This window comes from Curvibacter sp. T50, assembly GCF_057219955.1.
The window spans coordinates 142,723-158,786 of the sequence record NZ_JBXVVU010000003.1; the positions used below are offsets into that span (position 1 = coordinate 142,723).

Here is a 16,064-nt window from a genome sequence, read left to right on the forward strand (position 1 = left end):
CCGGATTTTCAGTAAAAACCGGCAATAGCCAGCGTGAAAAGGTCGCTCTTTGCTATCAAAAAAGGAACTTATCGGGACCCTGCCGGAAGACCCATGGCCGTGCGGTACCACTCATGGAAATGCTGCATCCCGTCTTCCATGGGGCTTTGGTAGGGGCCGACCTCGTTGTCACCCCGATCAAACAGGGCCTTGCGCCCGGCGTCCATGCGCTCGCCGATTTCATCGTCCTCGATGCAGGTTTCCATGTAGGCGGCCTGCTGGGCTTCGACGAACTCGCGCTCGAAGGCGACGATCTCCTCAGGGTAATAGAACTCCACCATGTTCATGGTCTTCGTCGGTCCCTTGGGGTGCAAGGTTGACACGGTGAGAACATGTGGATACCACTCCACCATGATGTGGGGGTAATAGGTGAGCCAGATCGCTCCGCGCTCGGGCCGCTGGCCGTTACGGTATTTGAGCAGCTGCTGGTGCCAGCGCTGGTACACCCCGGAGCCGGGTCGGTCGAACAGGCTGGAAACCCCCACGGTCTGGACCGAATACTCCCGGCTGAATTCCCAGCGCAGGTCATCACAGGTGACGAAATGGCCCAGGCCGGGGTGGAACGGGCCGACGTGGTAGTCCTCCAGATAGACCTCGATGAAGGTCTTCCAGTTGTAGTTGCATTCGTGCAGTTCGACCCGGTCCAGCGCATAACCGGTGAAGTCGAGCTGGGCGCGCGGGCCCATGCCGGCCAGATCGGCTTCAATGTCCCGGCCGTTGTCCTCGAACAACAGGCCATTCCACTCGCGCAACGGGTAATTCGCCAGGTCCAGGCAGGGGTCGTGCGAAAAATGCGGCGCGCCCAGCAGTTGACCGCCGGGTGCATAGGTCCAGCGGTGCAGCGGGCAGACGATATTGCCGCCGGCATGCCCCTTTCCTTGACCTTGCAGGTTGCCGCGGCCCTTGAGCATGACCGCTTGCCGGTGACGGCAGACATTGGAAAGCAGCTCGACCTTGCCACCGTTGCTGCGCACCAGTGCGCGGCCCTCGCCCTCCTGCGGCAGAGCGTAGTAATCGCCAGTCTGGGGAACGGCCAATTGGTGCCCCACGTAGCGGGGCCCCGACTGGAAGATGCGCTCCATCTCGCGCTGATACAGCGCCTCGTCGAAGTAGCTGGAAACGGGTAGTTGGCTTGCGGCCTGCTGCAATTGAAGACTTAAATCAGACATGGGTGACCTGACCTAGAGACTCCCCCTATGAAGGGGCAGGTAAGCGCTTGATCCGGAGATTGGCGCGGGACACCCGCCGTCCGCAGACGTTCGGGCGAGGCGCGATTGTACCCTCGGGGGGTGAAGGCCCGATGGCCTGGACTGGAATGAGCTCCCCAATTCCGCGATGTGGCAGGGGGCTTGCGGGTCAAGCGCCTAAAATCGGCGGTTTACCCTGACCCGTTGTCGCATGCCCAAGGCACCGCAAACCCCCGCAGCTCCGGCCTCCTACGAGGCGGCACTGGAAGAACTCGAACAACTGGTCGCCCGCCTCGAAACCGGCCAGTTGCCATTGGAACAGTTGCTCAGCGGGTATCAGCGCGGCGCGCAACTCCTGGCCTATTGCCAGGCCCGCCTGGAAGCGGTCGAGCAGCAGATCAAGGTGCTGGACGGCAACGGCATGAAGCCGGAGACGGCATGACCGCCAACGCGCAAGAATCCTTTGCCGCCTGGTGCATCCGCCAGCAGGGGTGCCTGGAAGTGGCGCTGACCGATGCCATCCCTGTCTCCGGTCCGACCCGCCTGGGCGAAGCCATGCGGCATGCCACCTTGGGCGGCGGCAAGCGGCTGCGGGCACTCCTTGCGCTCGCCGCTGCCGAGGCGGTGGCCGGTGGCGCGGATCGCCTGCAAACTGCCGAGGCCGCCGCCGCACTGCGCGCGGCCTGTGCGCTGGAACTGATCCATGCCTACTCGTTGGTCCATGACGACATGCCGTGTATGGACAATGATGTGCTGCGGCGCGGCAAGCCCACCGTTCATGTGGCCTATGGTGAAGCGATGGCCTTGCTGGCCGGCGATGCCCTGCAGACCCTGGCTTTCGAAACCTTGACTCCGCCCGATGGGAGTGTGAACCCTTGCGTGCAGGCTGCCCTTTGCGGCCTGCTGGCCCGGGCCAGTGGCCATCAGGGGATGGCGGGGGGGCAGGCGCTTGACCTGGCCAGTGTGGGTGTCCGTCTGGACGAAAAACAGCTGCGGCTGATGCACCGCCTGAAAACCGGTGCATTGCTGGCGGCCAGCGTCACCATGGGCGCGGCCTGTGTGCCCGACCGCCCGGCCAGCGCGCGCGATGCCCTGGCGCGTTTCGGCGAAGCGGTAGGCCTGGCGTTTCAGGTCGTCGATGACATCCTGGACGTCACCGCCGATACCGCGACCCTGGGCAAGACTGTGGGCAAAGATGCCGCCGACGACAAGCCCACCTATGTTTCCGTCCTCGGACTGGAACGATCCCGCGCCTATGCGCACACCCTGCACCAACAGGCACTGGATGCCCTTGACGCCAGTGGCCTCAGCTTCACAACACGTCTGCGCGATCTGACCGCCTTGGTCGTTCAGAGGGAGAAATGACACCCATGACTGCGTTGCTCGAATCGATTTCCAGCCCGGCGGATCTGCGCCGCCTGCCGCGGTCCCAACTGCGTGCCCTGGCGGACGAGTTGCGGCAATGTGTCCTGCACAACGTCGCCCGGACCGGCGGACATCTCAGCTCCAACCTGGGCACGGTGGAACTGACCGTGGCCCTGCACTATGTGTTCAACACGCCGCATGACCGGCTGGTCTGGGATGTTGGTCACCAGACCTACCCGCACAAAATCCTGACCGGTCGGCGCGAGCGGATGCCCACGCTACGCCAGCTGGGTGGGCTCAGTGGCTTCCCGCAACGGTCTGAGAGCGAATACGACAGTTTCGGAACGGCGCATTCGTCCACCAGCATTTCGGCGGCATTGGGCATGGCCCTGGCCGCGCGGACCAAAGGGGAAGAGCGGCATGCGGTGGCCATCATCGGCGACGGCGCCATGACGGCGGGCATGGCCTTCGAGGCACTCAATAACGCGGGCGTCCAGGACTGCAGGTTGCTGGTGGTTCTCAACGACAACGACATGTCGATCAGCCCTCCCGTTGGCGCCCTCAATCGCTATCTGGCCCAGCTGATGAGTGGCCAGTTCTATGCCGCTGCCAAGAATGTCGGCAAGAGTGTGCTCAAGCCCATGCCACCGTTGTTCGAGCTGGCCAAGCGGCTGGAAGAACACGCCAAAGGCATGGTGGTGCCGGCCACGTTGTTCGAAAAATTCGGTTTCAACTATGTCGGCCCCATCGACGGGCATGATCTGGAGTCGCTGATTCCGACGCTGGAGAACCTGCGGCACCTGCAGGGGCCGCAGTTCCTGCATGTGGTGACGCGCAAGGGCCAGGGTTACAAACTCGCCGAAGCCGATCCGGTCACCTATCATGGGCCCGGCAGATTCGACCCGGCGGTCGGCATTGTTGCGCCCGCCGCGCCACCCAGGCCCAGCTTTACCCAGGTTTTCGGGCAGTGGCTGTGTGACATGGGTGCCAAGGACACCCGCCTGGTCGGCATCACGCCGGCCATGCGCGAAGGCTCCGGTCTGGTGGAATTCGAAAAGCGCTTCCCCGGACGCTATTACGACGTTGGCATTGCCGAACAGCACGCGGTCACTTTCGCGGCCGGGCTTGCCTGTGAGGGGCTCAAACCGGTGGTGGCCATCTATTCCACCTTCCTGCAGCGGGCCTACGACCAGCTCATTCATGACGTGGCCCTGCAGAACCTCCCGGTGGTGTTCGCGCTCGATCGCGCCGGCCTGGTCGGAGCCGATGGCGCGACCCATGCCGGCGCATACGACATTGCCTATCTGCGCTGCATCCCCAACGTGAGTCTGGCTTGCCCCGCCGATGAACGCGAATGCCGCCAGCTGCTGACCAGCGCGTTTCAGCAGGACCACCCCGTGGCCGTGCGGTACCCGCGCGGGGCCGGGGTCGGCGTTGCCGCCGGAACCGATCTGGAACCCCTGCCATTCGGGCGCGGTGAAGTGCGGCGCAAAGGGCACCGGATCGCCGTGCTGGCATTCGGCACCCTGTTGTACCCGGCACTGGAAGTGGCCGATGCATTGGACGCGACCGTGGTGAACATGCGCTGGGCCAAGCCGCTGGACACCGAACTGCTGCTGGACATCGCACGCAGCCACGAGGCGCTGGTCACGGTGGAAGAGGGCTGCCTGCCCGGAGGCGCCGGCAGTGCGGTTTCGGAGGCGCTGGCTGCAGCGGGCGTCTTGCGCCCGGTGTTGCACCTGGGCCTGCCCGATGCCTTCATCGAGCATGGCGATCCGGCCCGGCTGCTGGCCTTGCAGGGGCTGGATGTGGCGGGCATTCGCGCTGCGATCGAAGCGCGTTTCGTGCGCAACGCACCGTCCGCGCCGGTTACGCTCAAGGCGGTGGCCTGAAAAAATTTCACGCGCAGCGTGAACATCGGGTGCCTGGCGCGTTTTCGGCCCGGAAACACCGGCTTTTTCGGCGGTCGAACGGGGTATTCGCCTGAAGTCCGCGCGTACGTAGGACTACGGGAGGGAAAACCCCGGGCGCCGAGCCGGGCGCTATTCCTACAATCGACGTCGACCATTGGCGTCAGCGGTTTTGCGCGGCAAGGCCGTCTCGTTCAACTTTTATCAGGAGTCAATCCTATGGATCGTCGTTCCGTCATCAAACATGCTGGTATTGCCGGCGTGCTCGCCGCTGGCGCAGCACCTGCGGTACATGCCCAGGCCGCCATTCGCTGGCGCCTGACCTCCGCCTTCCCCAAGGCGCTGGACACCATTTACGGCGCCGCCGAAGTGTTCTCCAAGCAGGTCAATGCCATGTCCGGTGGCAAGTTCCAGATTTCCGTCCATCCGTCCGGGGAATTGGTCGGCGGCTTCGGTCAGGTCGATGCCGTACAGAACGGCACGGTCGAAATGACGCACACCGCCCCCTACTACTACTTCGGCAAGGACCCGACCTTTGCGCTGGGCTGCGCTGTCCCGTTCGGCCTGAACTCCCGCCAGATGACGGCCTGGATGCTCGAAGGCAACGGCATGAAGCTGATGCGCGAGTTCTACGCCAACTACAACATCATCAACTTCATCGGTGGCAACACGGGCGCCCAGATGGGTGGATGGTGGCGCAAGGAGATCAAGTCCGTGGCCGACCTCAAAGGCCAGAAGTTCCGCACCGGCGGCTTCAGCGGCGTGATCTTCGAAAAGCTTGGCGGTATTGCGCAAAGCATTCCAGGTGGCGAGATTTACCAGGCGCTGGAAAAAGGCACCATTGACGCGGCCGAATGGGTCGGCCCCTACGATGACGAGAAGCTGGGCTTCAACAAGGTCGCACCGTTCTACGCCTACCCTGGCTACTGGGAAGGCGGCCCGCAGCTGGATTTCTTCATCAACACCAAAGCCTTCAACGGTTTGTCGGCCGATAACAAGGCCATCGTTGAAACGGCGGCATCTTTTGCCCACGCGGAAATGCAGGCGCGGTATGACGCCCGCAACCCGGCTGCGCTCAAGCGCCTGGTGGCCGGCGGCACCAAGCTGTTCCGTTTCCCCAAAGAAGTGCTGGATACCGCGTTCAAGGCGTCGATGGACACGTATACCGAGCTGAGCGGAAAGAACCCGGCCTGGAAGAAGATCTACGACGACTACGCCAACTTCCGCCGCGACCAGAACCTCTGGTTCCGTTTTGCCGAAGCTGGTTTCGACGACTTCATGCAGCAGCAACGCCTGTAATCGGGTACCGCTCTGCTTCCCAAACCGCGCTTCGGCGCGGTTTTTTTGTGCTCGCCTGCCGGGTGCAGTGACCATCCCGCGCGTGTGGGCCGTACGGACACCCAAAAAAGAAAGCCCGGCATCGCCGGGCTTTCTTGCGGTGCACGCCACTGGCGTGCCGGCTACTTCTTCTTGTCGCGCTCGGCCGCCTCCAGAAGCGCCTTCATCGGGTCATCTTTGGGGCTGTCCGACGACGTTGGTGCGGCGGGGGACGGGGCGGCGGCGCCACCGCTCTGGCCGCCAGCGGCGGGTGGCTCCAGCCCGCTCATGGGGTTGCTGCTATCACGCGGGATGCCCTGATCGAGCTGCTGCATGATCGCGCTTTCGTCCAGGGTCTTGCCCTTTTCGATGTTGCCGGTCACCAGATTGGGGTAGGCAATCACCACGGCCACCATGATCAACTGCAGGACGATGAAAGCAATGGACCCCTTGTAGATCTCGGTCGTCGTCACCGCCTTGATGTTCTCGCCGGTCACGCGGTCCTTGTAGTCATTGCGGGGCGCCACGCTGCGCAGATAGAACAGCGCAAAACCGAAGGGCGGTGTCAGGAACGAGGTCTGCAGGTTCATCGCAATGATCACGCCGAACCAGATCAGGTCAATGCCCATTTTCTCGGCCACCGGCGCCAGCAACGGAATCACGATGAACGCGATTTCGAAGAAGTCGATGAAGCAGCCCAGGATGAACACCAGGATGTTCACGACGATCAGGAAACCGAGCTGCCCGCCCGGAATCTTGTCGAACAGGTGTTCCACCCAGATGTGGCCGTCGGCCGCATTGAAGGTGAAGCTGAACACCGTGGAGCCGATCAGGATGAACAGCACAAACGACGCCAGCTTGGCCGTGCTGTCCATGGCTTCACGGGTCAGACCCCAGGTCAGCCGCTTCTTGATCATCGCCAGAATCAGTGCGCCCACAGCACCCATGGCGCCGCCTTCGGTCGGCGTGGCCACGCCCAGGAAGATCGTGCCCAGCACCAGAAAGATCAGGATCAGCGGCGGCATCAGCACAAAGGTCACCTGCTCTGCCAGGCGTGACAGCAGGCCCATCTTCGTGACATGGTTGATGACCGACAAGGCCAGCGCGGTCAGCGAGGCCAGGGTCATCGACAGGATGATGATCTCGTCCTTGGGTGCGGCATTCGGGCGTTCGACGAGGTGTTTGATCATGCTGTCGTGCACCTGGGCCCAGCCGACCCCAACCACGGTGCAGATGACCATCAGCACCAGCAACGATCTGTGTCCGGAGCTGCCGTTGGGCTCCCGGTAGATGCGCGCTTCCATCGGCAAAGCCGGCGTCATTTTCGGAAAGAAGATGGCAACCACTGCGACGAACGCAAGGTACAGCCCGACCAGCATCAGACCCGGAATCAGAGCACCGGCATACATGTCGCCCACCGAACGGCCCAGCTGGTCGGCCAGCACAATCAGCACCAGGGACGGTGGAATCGCCTGCGCCAGTGTCCCGGATGCGGTAATGGTGCCGGTGGCGATGACACGGCTGTAGCCGTAACGCAGCATGATGGGCAGGGAGATCAGGCCCATGGAAATCACGGCCGCGGCAACCACGCCCGTGGTAGCCGCCAGCAGCGCGCCCACCAGAATCACCGCGATGGCCACGCCGCCGCGCACCGGGCCGAACACCTGGCCCACGGTTTCCAGCAGGTCTTCGGCCATGCCGGATTTCTGCAGGATGATGCCCATGAAGGTGAAGAACGGGATCGCCAGCAGCGTGTCGTTCTGCATGATGTTGAAGATCCGCAGCGGCAGCGCCTGGAACATCGCCGGCGGGAAGATGCCCGCTTCGATGCCGATCAGGCCGAAACCCAGGCCGGTGGCCGCCAGCGCAAACGCGACCGGGAAGCCGGTGAGCAGCAGCACCAGCAGGCCGCAGAACAGCAGCGGGACGAATTGTTGTGCCAGAAAAGTCGTTTGCATGATCAGGTGCCTTTCCGGTTGGCTTCTGCAGCAGCGGTCTCCGCGGCCACCTGGGCTGCGAGTTCTTCCATCAGCTTTTCATCGTCGGATTTGTGCACCTCGTGTGACAGCTGGTCGGGGCCCAGCCCTTTCAGGAAGGCGATGCGCTTGATCAGCTCGGACACCCCTTGCAGCAGCAACAGCGCGAAGCCGGCCGGAATCAGCGCGTACACCGGCCAGCGGATCAGGCCACCGGCATTGGACGACATCTCACCGCTGGCCAGCGCCTGGGTGAACAGAGGCCAGCCAAGCTGAATGATCAGGATACAAAGCGGAAACAGGACCACCACGATGCCGATGACATCGATCCAGTTGCGCGCTCGGGCTGTCAGCCGTGACGAAATGAAGTCGATGCGGACATGGGCGTTTTGCAGCAGGCAGTAGCCGGCGCCCAGCATGAAGACGCCCGCAAACAGATACCACTGGATTTCGAGCATGGCGTTGGAGCTCATGCTGAACGCCTTGCGCACCACGGCGTTGCCGGCGCTGATCAGGGTGGCCGCGAGAATCAGCCACATGGTGAGTTTGCCAACCCAGGTGTTGATCGCATCGATCAACCTGGACAGGCCGAGTAAAGAGGACATGGTCAGTCTCCTGTTGTGTTGGGCGGCCGGATGGGGCCGTCGGGAACCCCGGTGCGGCCGACCGGGTTTTCGACCGCACAGGAAGCAGGGATTCTAGGCGCCGCCGCTGCCATTGGCGGCATGAAAAAACTTCCAAGTGCGCTGAAATTCCTACGTACCGGGGTTAACCCTAGGCTATCGGTCGGCAACCTCTGCCGTTGCGAACGCCGACGGTCGGGCCGCCGCTTTGGGCCTGAGGTTCCACCAGGGCATGACGGCGCGCAGCGACAGCACCTGTCCGCTGCGCGCTGGCTCGCAACCCGCCGCGCTGACCAGATGCTGCTGCCAGTCGGCACGGGCCAGCAAGGTCCGCAAGGCCCGCACGGCGGGTTGCTCCAGCTCGGACTTCAGGCACACCAGATGGAATGCTTCGCGCTCCAGCGGTACAAACCCCAGGCCCTGCGCGCGCGCGGCCGACTCGATGCCCACGGCGACATCGCCCAGTCCGGCCGCAAGTGCCTGGGCTGCTGCGGCATGCGAAGGTTCGGCGTGGTCTGCCATACACAGGTCGGACTCGGTCAGCCCCTCGCGGGCCAGCCATGTCTGGGTGAGATAGCGGGTGCCGCTGCCGCCCGCACGGCCGACAAACCGCGCCCCGGATCGCGCCACGTCGGTGAGGGATCCGATCCGCAACGGATTTCCGGCCGCGACCATCAGGCCCTGCGTGCGTTCGACAAAACCGATGATCTTGTGCTGCCCGGGCCGCAACAGGGGCTTGTACGCTGCGGCCAGGGGTGAACGCGGCGAAATCGCGGCCGGTGCATGCAGCGCCGCCATGATGCAGCGGCCTTCGTTCAAGGCTCGCAACGCATCCAGGGTTGCCGCAGGCCGGATATCCAGATGCAGACCATTCTCCTGACCATGCCGGGCTGCGAACTCACGCAGTGTTACCAGCGCTTCATCATGGCTGGCGTACAGACTCAGCACATGGGCATGAGGGTCGAATGCGACGGCAAAGGTGCGCTCCAGTTCCGCGCGCAGGGCCTCGATCTGTGGCGCCAGCCGTGCCTGGGCTTGCCGCTCGGCCCACAGCAGTTTGGAGCCGAACTCGGTCAACCGGGCCGACTGGCCCTTGCCCCAGATGATCAGCGGGTTGGCGAGCTCGCCTTCCCAGCGTTTGAGTTCGCCCCAGGCATGCCGGTAGGACATGCCCAGATCCCGGGCGGCCGCCGAAATGGATCCGCCCCGGGCCACCGCAGCGAGCAGATCCATCAGCGGATGGCGCAGGCCCCGGTCGCCGGTCGTGTGGGTCAGCGCGTAATGCAGGGCCACCTTATGCATTGCAGTACATATCGATCAAAGTGCTTTGGATCCTTACGATAGCGCACTTCAAAAACCATAGTTCCTGATGGCATCCTTTCTCGACAGTGTCCAGACTGCGGCGCAGTTGGTCACGTCTTTCGATCCCACCTTGTGGTCCATCGTCGGCCGGTCGCTTTCCGTCAGCGCCACGGCATGTGTGATCGGCTGTGCCATCGGTCTGGCGGCCGGCGCCTGGCTGGGCGTGGCGCGCTTTTCGGGCCGGCAGGCCGTGATGGCGATGCTTGGTACCTTGCTGGCTTTGCCGTCGGTCGTGGTGGGGCTGGTGGTTTACCTGCTGTTGTCCCGGTCGGGCCCGCTGGGCTTCCTGGGTTGGCTGTTCTCGTTCAAGGCCATGGTGCTGGCCCAGGTGATTCTGGTGGTCCCGGTGGTGACGGCGCTCACCCGGCAGGTCATCGAGGACGCCGAGCGCGGGCACGGCGAACAATTGCGTTCGATGGGCGCGGGGCCGTGGCTGCGCTGTCTGCTGCTGGCGTGGGACGAACGGTACGCGCTGTTCACCGTGATGGTGGCAGCCTTCGGCCGGGCGATTTCCGAAGTGGGCGCCGTCATGATCGTGGGCGGCAATATCGACGGCTTCACCCGCGTCATGACCACGGCGATTGCGCTGGAGACCAGCAAAGGTGATCTGCCGCTCGCGCTGGGGCTGGGTCTGGTTTTGATGGCGGTGGTGTTGGTCCTCAACGCTGCCATGACGGCGCTGCGCCATTGGCGCGAGCGGCGCGATGGCGCCGTCAGCGACGTCACACGCGGCCTGGTCGCCTGATGCGCGATCACCTGGTCGAGCCCCACAGCCAGCCGGGTGCGCCGCCCGCGGCGGCACTGCTGCGGCTGGAGCACGCCTACGTGCGGTTCGGTGCCGTCGCGGCGCTGCACGATCTGAATCTGGTCGTCCATGCTGGTGAGCGGCTGGCCCTGATTGGCGCCAATGGCAGCGGCAAAAGCACGCTGCTGCGCCTGATGCACGGCTTGATCGACCCTTCCTCCGGCGCCTGTTGGCGCAGCCCGCACCATACACAGGCCATGCTTTTCCAGCGTCCGCACATGGTGCGGACCAGTGCCCGCAGCAACGTGGCGCTGGCGCTGTGGTTGCGCGGATGTCCATGGACGGTGGCTGTGGAGCGGGCGGAGGCGGCGCTGCACCGTGTGGGTCTGGGCGATCGGGCCACCCGCAGCGCGCGTACCTTGTCGGGTGGTCAGCAGCAGCGCCTGGCTCTGGCGCGCGCCTGGGCGCTACAGCCGCATTTGCTGCTGCTGGACGAGCCAACAGCCAGTCTGGACCCCCATGCCAAGCGCGAGGTCGAAACGCTGATGGCCGCCTTTGCAGCCGGCGATGAGGGCGCGGGAGCTTGCGGCGGCGCCATGACACTGGCGTTTGCCAGTCACAACCTCGGCCAGGTCAAGCGCCTGGCCACCCGGGTGGTCTACATGGAGGGTGGCCGGATTCTGGCTGACCTGCCGGTAGATCGTTTTTTTCATGCGCCGGATCTGGCGTCTGCCAGTCCGGAGGCCCATTTGTTCGTCAAAGGAGAGTCGTTATGAGGTTTTTCGAGCGTTTTGAGGCAGTATCCAGCGTGAAAAGGTCGCTTTGTGCTATTGTTCTAATAGTTCCTGCGGTGTCCTGGGCGCAGTCGATTGTGGTCGCATCGACGACTTCAACCGAGCAATCCGGCCTGTTCGGCCATATCCTGCCGGCGTTCAAGCAGGCCAGCGGCATCGACGTGAAGGTGGTGGCGCTGGGAACCGGGCAGGCCATCGACATGGCGCGCCGGGGCGATGCCGACGTGCTGTTCGTCCATGACAAGGCGGCGGAGGAAAAATTCGTCGCGGACGGTTACTCGTCCAGGCGACACGAAGTCATGTACAACGACTTTGTGCTGATTGGTCCGAAAGCCGACCCGGCCGCAGCCCGGGGTGCCGATATCGTGGCTGCGCTCAAGAAAGTGGCAGCCGCCAACGCGCCGTTTGTCTCGCGCGGTGACAAGAGCGGTACCCATGCGGCGGAACTTCGGTTCTGGAAGCTGACCGACAACGAGGCGGCCAAAGGCGGGGGCTACCGGGAATGCGGCTGTGGCATGGGCCCGGCACTGAACATCGCCGCGTCGAGTGGCGCTTATGTGCTCGCTGACCGCGGCACCTGGCTCAACTTCAAGAATCGCGCCGATCTGGCCGTGCTGGTCGAGGGTGATCGGCGCCTGTTCAATCAGTATGGCGTGATGCTGGTCAGCAGCGCCAAACATCCGCAGGTCAAGACGGGCGAGGGCCAGAAGTTTGTCGACTGGGTCACTGGCCCCGCCGGTCAGGCCGCCATTGCGAGCTACAAGATAGGCGGCGAACAGCTGTTCTTTCCGAACGCCGTGAAATGAGAGCACTTGCTGTCGCTGTGGCGCTGGTCATGGGCGGTTGCGCGGCGCCCGCCCGCGTGTCCGACCCGGTCGTGGTGTATGCGGCTGGCAGCCTGCGGGACGCGCTTACCGAGGTTGCCCGGGACTACGAAGCGCGGACGGGGCAACCTGTCGCGATGGTGTTCGGGCCCTCGGGATTGTTGCGCGAGCGCATCGAGAAAGGCGAAGGCGCCCATGTCTTTGCCTCCGCTGATACCCAGCACCCGAAACGGCTTGCCGATGGCGGCGCCTGGGTTGCCCAGACGGTCTTTGCCCGAAACAGCTTGTGTGCGCTGGTGCGATCCGGGTTCGTTGTCAACACGGACAGCCTCCTGGACAGCATGCTGCGGGTCGACGTCAGGCTGGGCATGTCCACACCCAAGGCCGATCCCTCGGGCGATTACGCGCTTGCCTTGTTCGAAAGAGCCGGAGCGATTCGTCCTGGCGCCCGGGAGGCGCTTGCCGGGAAAGCGTTGCAGTTGACCGGTGGCCCGACTTCGATGGCGGCTCCGCCGGGGCGCAATCTCTACGCCTGGGTCATGGAGCAGGGCAGCGCCGACATCTTTCTGACCTACTGCACCAATGCGGTGGCAGCCCGCCGGGACCGAAACTCGCTCCAGGTGGTCCAAGTGCCGGCGGCCCTGCAGGTGGGGGCTTCGTATGGGCTGACCTATCGCCAAGGTGCCCCCGCTGGTGCCGCAGCGTTCGCCGGGGCGCTGCGGGAGGGGGCTGCCCAGAATATCCTGGCCCGTCATGGTTTTGCCCGGCCCTGACGTGGACACCGCCGCATTGGACCGCCGCGCATGGTTGTTCGCCGCAGTGGGCGCGGCGGTTTCTCAGTTGCCGGTCCGGGCCCAGGGCATGGCAGAGGGTTCGATCGCCCTGTTGCGCGTCGATGGTGCGGTCCGGATGCCTCTTGTTCTTACGGCCGCGCAGCTCGGGAGCTTGCCGTGGCGGGATTACTCGGAGGTGCGGGAGGTACGGCAGGGTGAGTCGACGGCCAGGCAGGCGGTCGCCTACCGAGGTCTGCCGCTGCGCGAACTGCTGGACATGGCGCAATTGCTTCCCGACCGCCATGCGGTGCGACGCACCGTTTTCCTGCTCACGGCCAGCGACGGCTACCGGGTCTCTTTCTCGTGGGGCGAACTGTTCAACAGTTCTTTGGGCGAAGGTGTGATCCTCGTGCGCGTACAAGATGGACGGGACCTGATCGAGGTCGATGGATTTGTGGCGCTTCGCTCTCTCCACGATAGCCGACCGGGCCCACGGCATGTTCGCAAGTTGACCCGGGTGGAAGTTTTGGTTCCTGGGGGGTGAAGTGGGTCAGCGCACCATGGCCACGCCCTTGATCTGGGCGTAGACCGGCAGTCCGGGCGCGACACCCAGGCGTTCGCATGACAGGCGGCTGATACGCGCCAGCAGACGGGTGGCATGGCCAAGGCGCAGGCCCACCAGCATCTGGCCGGGGCCATCGTCGCCGATGTCGGTCACCGTGGCGGGCAGGATATTGAGCACACTGGTCTGTTCGGCGCGTTGCAGGGACAGGCTCACGTCGCGCGCCTGTATGCGAACCCGCACGGGAGTGCGGTCGGGCAGCGGTGTGGCGCGGGTCTGGGGCAGCAGGAGGGTGCCGCCGTCAAAGCGCAGTTCGCAGAGGCCGGAATCGCTCTGCAGGCCACAGGTCACGGCTTCGATCAGCGCGCCAGCACCGTCGCCGTGTGCCAGCGGAAGGTCGGGTCGGGAGAGCATTTCGATCACCGGCCCATGCGCCCGCGCCCGACCCGCGTCCAGCAAGACCAGATGGTCACCCAGGCGTGCGGCCTCGTCCAACGAATGGGTGACGTAGACCACCGGAATGTCCAGGCGGTCGTGCAGATGTTCCAGCCAGGGCAGGATCTCGGCCTTGCGCGGCGCGTCCAGCGCGGCCAGCGGTTCGTCCATCAGCAGCAGGCGCGGGCTGGCGGCCAGGGCGCGGGCGATCGCAACGCGCTGGCGTTCGCCTCCCGAAAGCTCCCGCGGGCGGCGTTGCAGCAGGTCGCCGATGCCCAGCAGTTCCAGTCCGTGGCGCCAGTCGTGGCGACGCTCGCCGGCGGGTGTGCGGTCGAAGCCGAAACGCAGGTTGCCCTCCACGCTGAGGTGGGGGAAGAGGCTGGCTTCCTGGAACACGTAACCCACTGCGCGCCGGTGCGGCGGCACAAACAACCGCTGCCCGGAATCCTGCCAGACCAGCTCGCCCACCGCCACGTGCGCCTCGCAGCGGGCTTCCAGACCCGCCAGCACCCTGAGGCAGGTGGTCTTGCCGGAACCCGAGGGCCCGAACAGGATGGTGATGCCGCGGCCCGGCAGAGCGAGGTCGACATCGAGGGCAAAACTGCCCCGGTCGACCCGGGCGCGCAGGTGCAACGTGCGGGCGCTCATTCGTGTGCCTCACGGGCCCGGCGTGCGGTGTAGATCTGCAGGGTAATGAGCACCGTAAAGGCGAACACCAGCATCACCGCGGCCAGGCGGTGGGCGTCGGCGTATTCGAGGGCCTCGACATGATCGAAGATCTGCACCGACACCACGCGCGTCACGCCGGGGATGTTGCCGCCGATCATCAGCACCACGCCGAACTCGCCCACGGTGTGGGCAAAGCTCATGATGCAGCCGGTGACCAGGCCAGGCCGGCACAGCGGCAGCACCACGCTGAAGAACGTGTTCATCGGACCGGCCCGCAGGGTGGCCGCGGCTTCCAGCGGCCGCTCCCCCAGCGACTGCATGCTGTTCAGGATGGGTTGCACCATGAAGGGCAACGAATAGAACACGGATGCCACCACCAGTCCTGCAAAGGTGAAGGGCAGGGTGGGCAGGCCCAGCGCCAGCATCCATCGCCCCAGCGGGCCTTCGGGCCCCAGTGCGACCAGAAGATAAAACCCCAGCACCGACGGCGGCAGCACCAGGGGCAGCGCCACCAGCGCGCCCACCGGTTTCGCCACCCAGCCGCGCGAGCGCGCCAGCCACCAGGCCAGCGGGGTGCCCAGCAGCAGCAGGATCAGCGTCGTCAGCGCGGCGACCCGGGCAGTGAGCCACAGGGCTTGAAGGTTGTCGGGTGTCAGGTACACGGGTGAATCAGGGTCCGGTCAGTGGTCGTAGCCGTAGGATCGGATCAGGTCCCTGCCTTTGGGGCTTTGCAGCAGCTGGAGCAGCGCTTTAGCGGCCGCATTGTCTGCGCCTCGTTTGAGCAGCACCGCATCCTGGAGGATCGGGTCGTAGTTCGCCTGCGGAATCACCCACATCGAACCTTCCTTGAGCTGGCCGCCCGAGAGCACCTGCGACAGGGCCACGAAACCCACGTCCGCGTTGCCGGTCTTCACGAAATTGAAGGTCTGGCCGATGCTTTCACCCTGTACCAGCTTGGGTGTGATCGCGTCCTTCAGGCCCAGCTTGTCCAGAACCTGGACGGCGGCGGCGCCATACGGCGCGGTCCTGGGGTTGGCGTAGGCCACCTTGCCGAGGTCGGCCGCCTTGAGCACGGCGCCCTTGTCATCGACCCGCCCGGCCTTGGCCGACCACAACACCAGCTTGCCGATGGCGTAGGTGAAGCGCGTTCCGGGCTGCGCCAGACCGTCTTTCTCCAGCATCTCGGGGCGCTCGTTGTCGGCCGACAGGAACACGTCAAACGGCGCGCCGTTCCGGATCTGGGTGTAGAACGCGCCCGATGCGCCGATGGAGATTCTCAGGGTGTGGCTGGTCGTCTTCTCCAGCACGGCGGCGACGGCCTTGATCGGTTCGGCGAAGTTGGCGGCCACCGCAACCTGGGCTTCGGCCGCAAGGGCGCCTGCGACGGACGCGCCCGCGAGCAGTACCAGAACACGGCACAGGGCCCAGCGACCCAACTTTGGATAATCCACGGCAGACTCCTTGTTCGTCACGCGATCTCAAC

At 64.7% G+C, this 16,064-nt stretch carries 16 protein-coding genes; 9 read left to right on the forward strand and 7 right to left on the reverse strand.

Going from position 1 to position 16,064, the window contains the following annotated elements; all coding sequences use genetic code 11:
• Positions 1 to 68 precede the first annotated feature (68 nt).
• Positions 69 to 1,208 carry an aromatic ring-hydroxylating oxygenase subunit alpha gene (locus tag AC2EBU_RS12285; RefSeq protein ID WP_484610716.1) on the reverse strand — a complete coding sequence of 380 codons (1,140 nt, stop codon included), beginning with the start codon at positions 1,206 to 1,208 and terminating at the stop codon, positions 69 to 71.
• Positions 1,209 to 1,437: 229 nt separating this feature from the next.
• Between AC2EBU_RS12285 and AC2EBU_RS12290 the strand changes: the two genes are divergently transcribed.
• The 4 genes from AC2EBU_RS12290 to AC2EBU_RS12305 all read left to right on the forward strand — a co-directional run bounded on the left by AC2EBU_RS12290 (position 1,438) and on the right by AC2EBU_RS12305 (position 5,800).
• Positions 1,438 to 1,668: an exodeoxyribonuclease VII small subunit gene (locus AC2EBU_RS12290; RefSeq protein WP_484610717.1), complete on the forward strand. Its 231-nt coding sequence runs from the start codon at positions 1,438 to 1,440 to the stop codon at positions 1,666 to 1,668.
• The gene (locus tag AC2EBU_RS12295; protein WP_484610718.1) at positions 1,665 to 2,591 is read left to right on the forward strand and encodes a polyprenyl synthetase family protein; all 927 of its coding nucleotides are present in this window, start codon (positions 1,665 to 1,667) and stop codon (positions 2,589 to 2,591) included. Before AC2EBU_RS12290 ends, AC2EBU_RS12295 begins: the two co-directional genes overlap by 4 nt.
• A 5-nt stretch (positions 2,592 to 2,596) precedes the next feature.
• Positions 2,597 to 4,483, forward strand: coding sequence for a 1-deoxy-D-xylulose-5-phosphate synthase (dxs, locus tag AC2EBU_RS12300; protein ID WP_484610719.1), 1,887 nt, complete (start codon positions 2,597 to 2,599; stop codon positions 4,481 to 4,483).
• Positions 4,484 to 4,720: 237 nt separating this feature from the next.
• Positions 4,721 to 5,800: a TRAP transporter substrate-binding protein gene (locus tag AC2EBU_RS12305; RefSeq protein WP_484610720.1), complete on the forward strand. Its 1,080-nt coding sequence runs from the start codon at positions 4,721 to 4,723 to the stop codon at positions 5,798 to 5,800.
• A 161-nt stretch (positions 5,801 to 5,961) separates the two neighbouring features.
• Here AC2EBU_RS12305 and AC2EBU_RS12310 read toward each other — a convergent pair whose 3' ends face one another.
• From AC2EBU_RS12310 to AC2EBU_RS12320, 3 genes are all read right to left on the reverse strand, one after another.
• Positions 5,962 to 7,776 carry a TRAP transporter large permease gene (locus AC2EBU_RS12310; RefSeq protein WP_484610721.1) on the reverse strand — a complete coding sequence of 605 codons (1,815 nt, stop codon included), beginning with the start codon at positions 7,774 to 7,776 and terminating at the stop codon, positions 5,962 to 5,964.
• Positions 7,777 to 7,778: 2 nt separating this feature from the next.
• Positions 7,779 to 8,399 (reverse strand): TRAP transporter small permease subunit, encoded by a 621-nt coding sequence (locus AC2EBU_RS12315; RefSeq protein WP_484610722.1) that lies wholly within the window; start codon positions 8,397 to 8,399, stop codon positions 7,779 to 7,781.
• Positions 8,400 to 8,573: 174 nt separating this feature from the next.
• Entirely contained in the window at positions 8,574 to 9,719 is a 1,146-nt protein-coding gene (locus AC2EBU_RS12320; RefSeq protein WP_484610723.1) for a substrate-binding domain-containing protein, read from the reverse strand.
• Between the two features lie 67 nt (positions 9,720 to 9,786).
• Between AC2EBU_RS12320 and AC2EBU_RS12325 the strand changes: the two genes are divergently transcribed.
• The 5 genes from AC2EBU_RS12325 to AC2EBU_RS12345 are packed head-to-tail and all read left to right on the forward strand — an operon-like array spanning position 9,787 to position 13,459.
• Positions 9,787 to 10,524, forward strand: a complete 738-nt coding sequence (locus tag AC2EBU_RS12325) for an ABC transporter permease (RefSeq protein ID WP_484610724.1) — start codon at positions 9,787 to 9,789, stop codon at positions 10,522 to 10,524.
• Complete coding sequence (locus AC2EBU_RS12330; RefSeq protein ID WP_484610725.1) at positions 10,524 to 11,300, forward strand: ABC transporter ATP-binding protein; 777 nt, start codon at positions 10,524 to 10,526, stop codon at positions 11,298 to 11,300. The genes AC2EBU_RS12325 and AC2EBU_RS12330 overlap by 1 nt, the downstream gene beginning before the upstream one ends.
• Positions 11,297 to 12,124: an ABC transporter substrate-binding protein gene (locus AC2EBU_RS12335; protein ID WP_484610726.1), complete on the forward strand. Its 828-nt coding sequence runs from the start codon at positions 11,297 to 11,299 to the stop codon at positions 12,122 to 12,124. The genes AC2EBU_RS12330 and AC2EBU_RS12335 overlap by 4 nt, the downstream gene beginning before the upstream one ends.
• Positions 12,121 to 12,915, forward strand: coding sequence for a molybdate ABC transporter substrate-binding protein (locus AC2EBU_RS12340; RefSeq protein ID WP_484610727.1), 795 nt, complete (start codon positions 12,121 to 12,123; stop codon positions 12,913 to 12,915). Before AC2EBU_RS12335 ends, AC2EBU_RS12340 begins: the two co-directional genes overlap by 4 nt.
• Positions 12,896 to 13,459 (forward strand): molybdopterin-binding protein, encoded by a 564-nt coding sequence (locus AC2EBU_RS12345; RefSeq protein ID WP_484610728.1) that lies wholly within the window; start codon positions 12,896 to 12,898, stop codon positions 13,457 to 13,459. Before AC2EBU_RS12340 ends, AC2EBU_RS12345 begins: the two co-directional genes overlap by 20 nt.
• Before the next feature lie 6 nt (positions 13,460 to 13,465).
• Here AC2EBU_RS12345 and modC read toward each other — a convergent pair whose 3' ends face one another.
• From modC to modA, 3 genes are read right to left on the reverse strand one after another with little or no spacing between them, the layout of a single operon-like run.
• Positions 13,466 to 14,560, reverse strand: a complete 1,095-nt coding sequence (gene modC, locus AC2EBU_RS12350) for a molybdenum ABC transporter ATP-binding protein (protein ID WP_484610729.1) — start codon at positions 14,558 to 14,560, stop codon at positions 13,466 to 13,468.
• On the reverse strand, positions 14,557 to 15,243 hold the full coding sequence (gene modB / locus AC2EBU_RS12355) for a molybdate ABC transporter permease subunit (RefSeq protein WP_484610730.1): 687 nt from the start codon (positions 15,241 to 15,243) through the stop codon (positions 14,557 to 14,559). The genes modC and modB overlap by 4 nt, the downstream gene beginning before the upstream one ends.
• An 18-nt stretch (positions 15,244 to 15,261) precedes the next feature.
• Positions 15,262 to 16,032, reverse strand: a complete 771-nt coding sequence (gene modA / locus AC2EBU_RS12360; protein ID WP_484610731.1) for a molybdate ABC transporter substrate-binding protein — start codon at positions 16,030 to 16,032, stop codon at positions 15,262 to 15,264.
• Positions 16,033 to 16,064 lie beyond the last annotated feature (32 nt).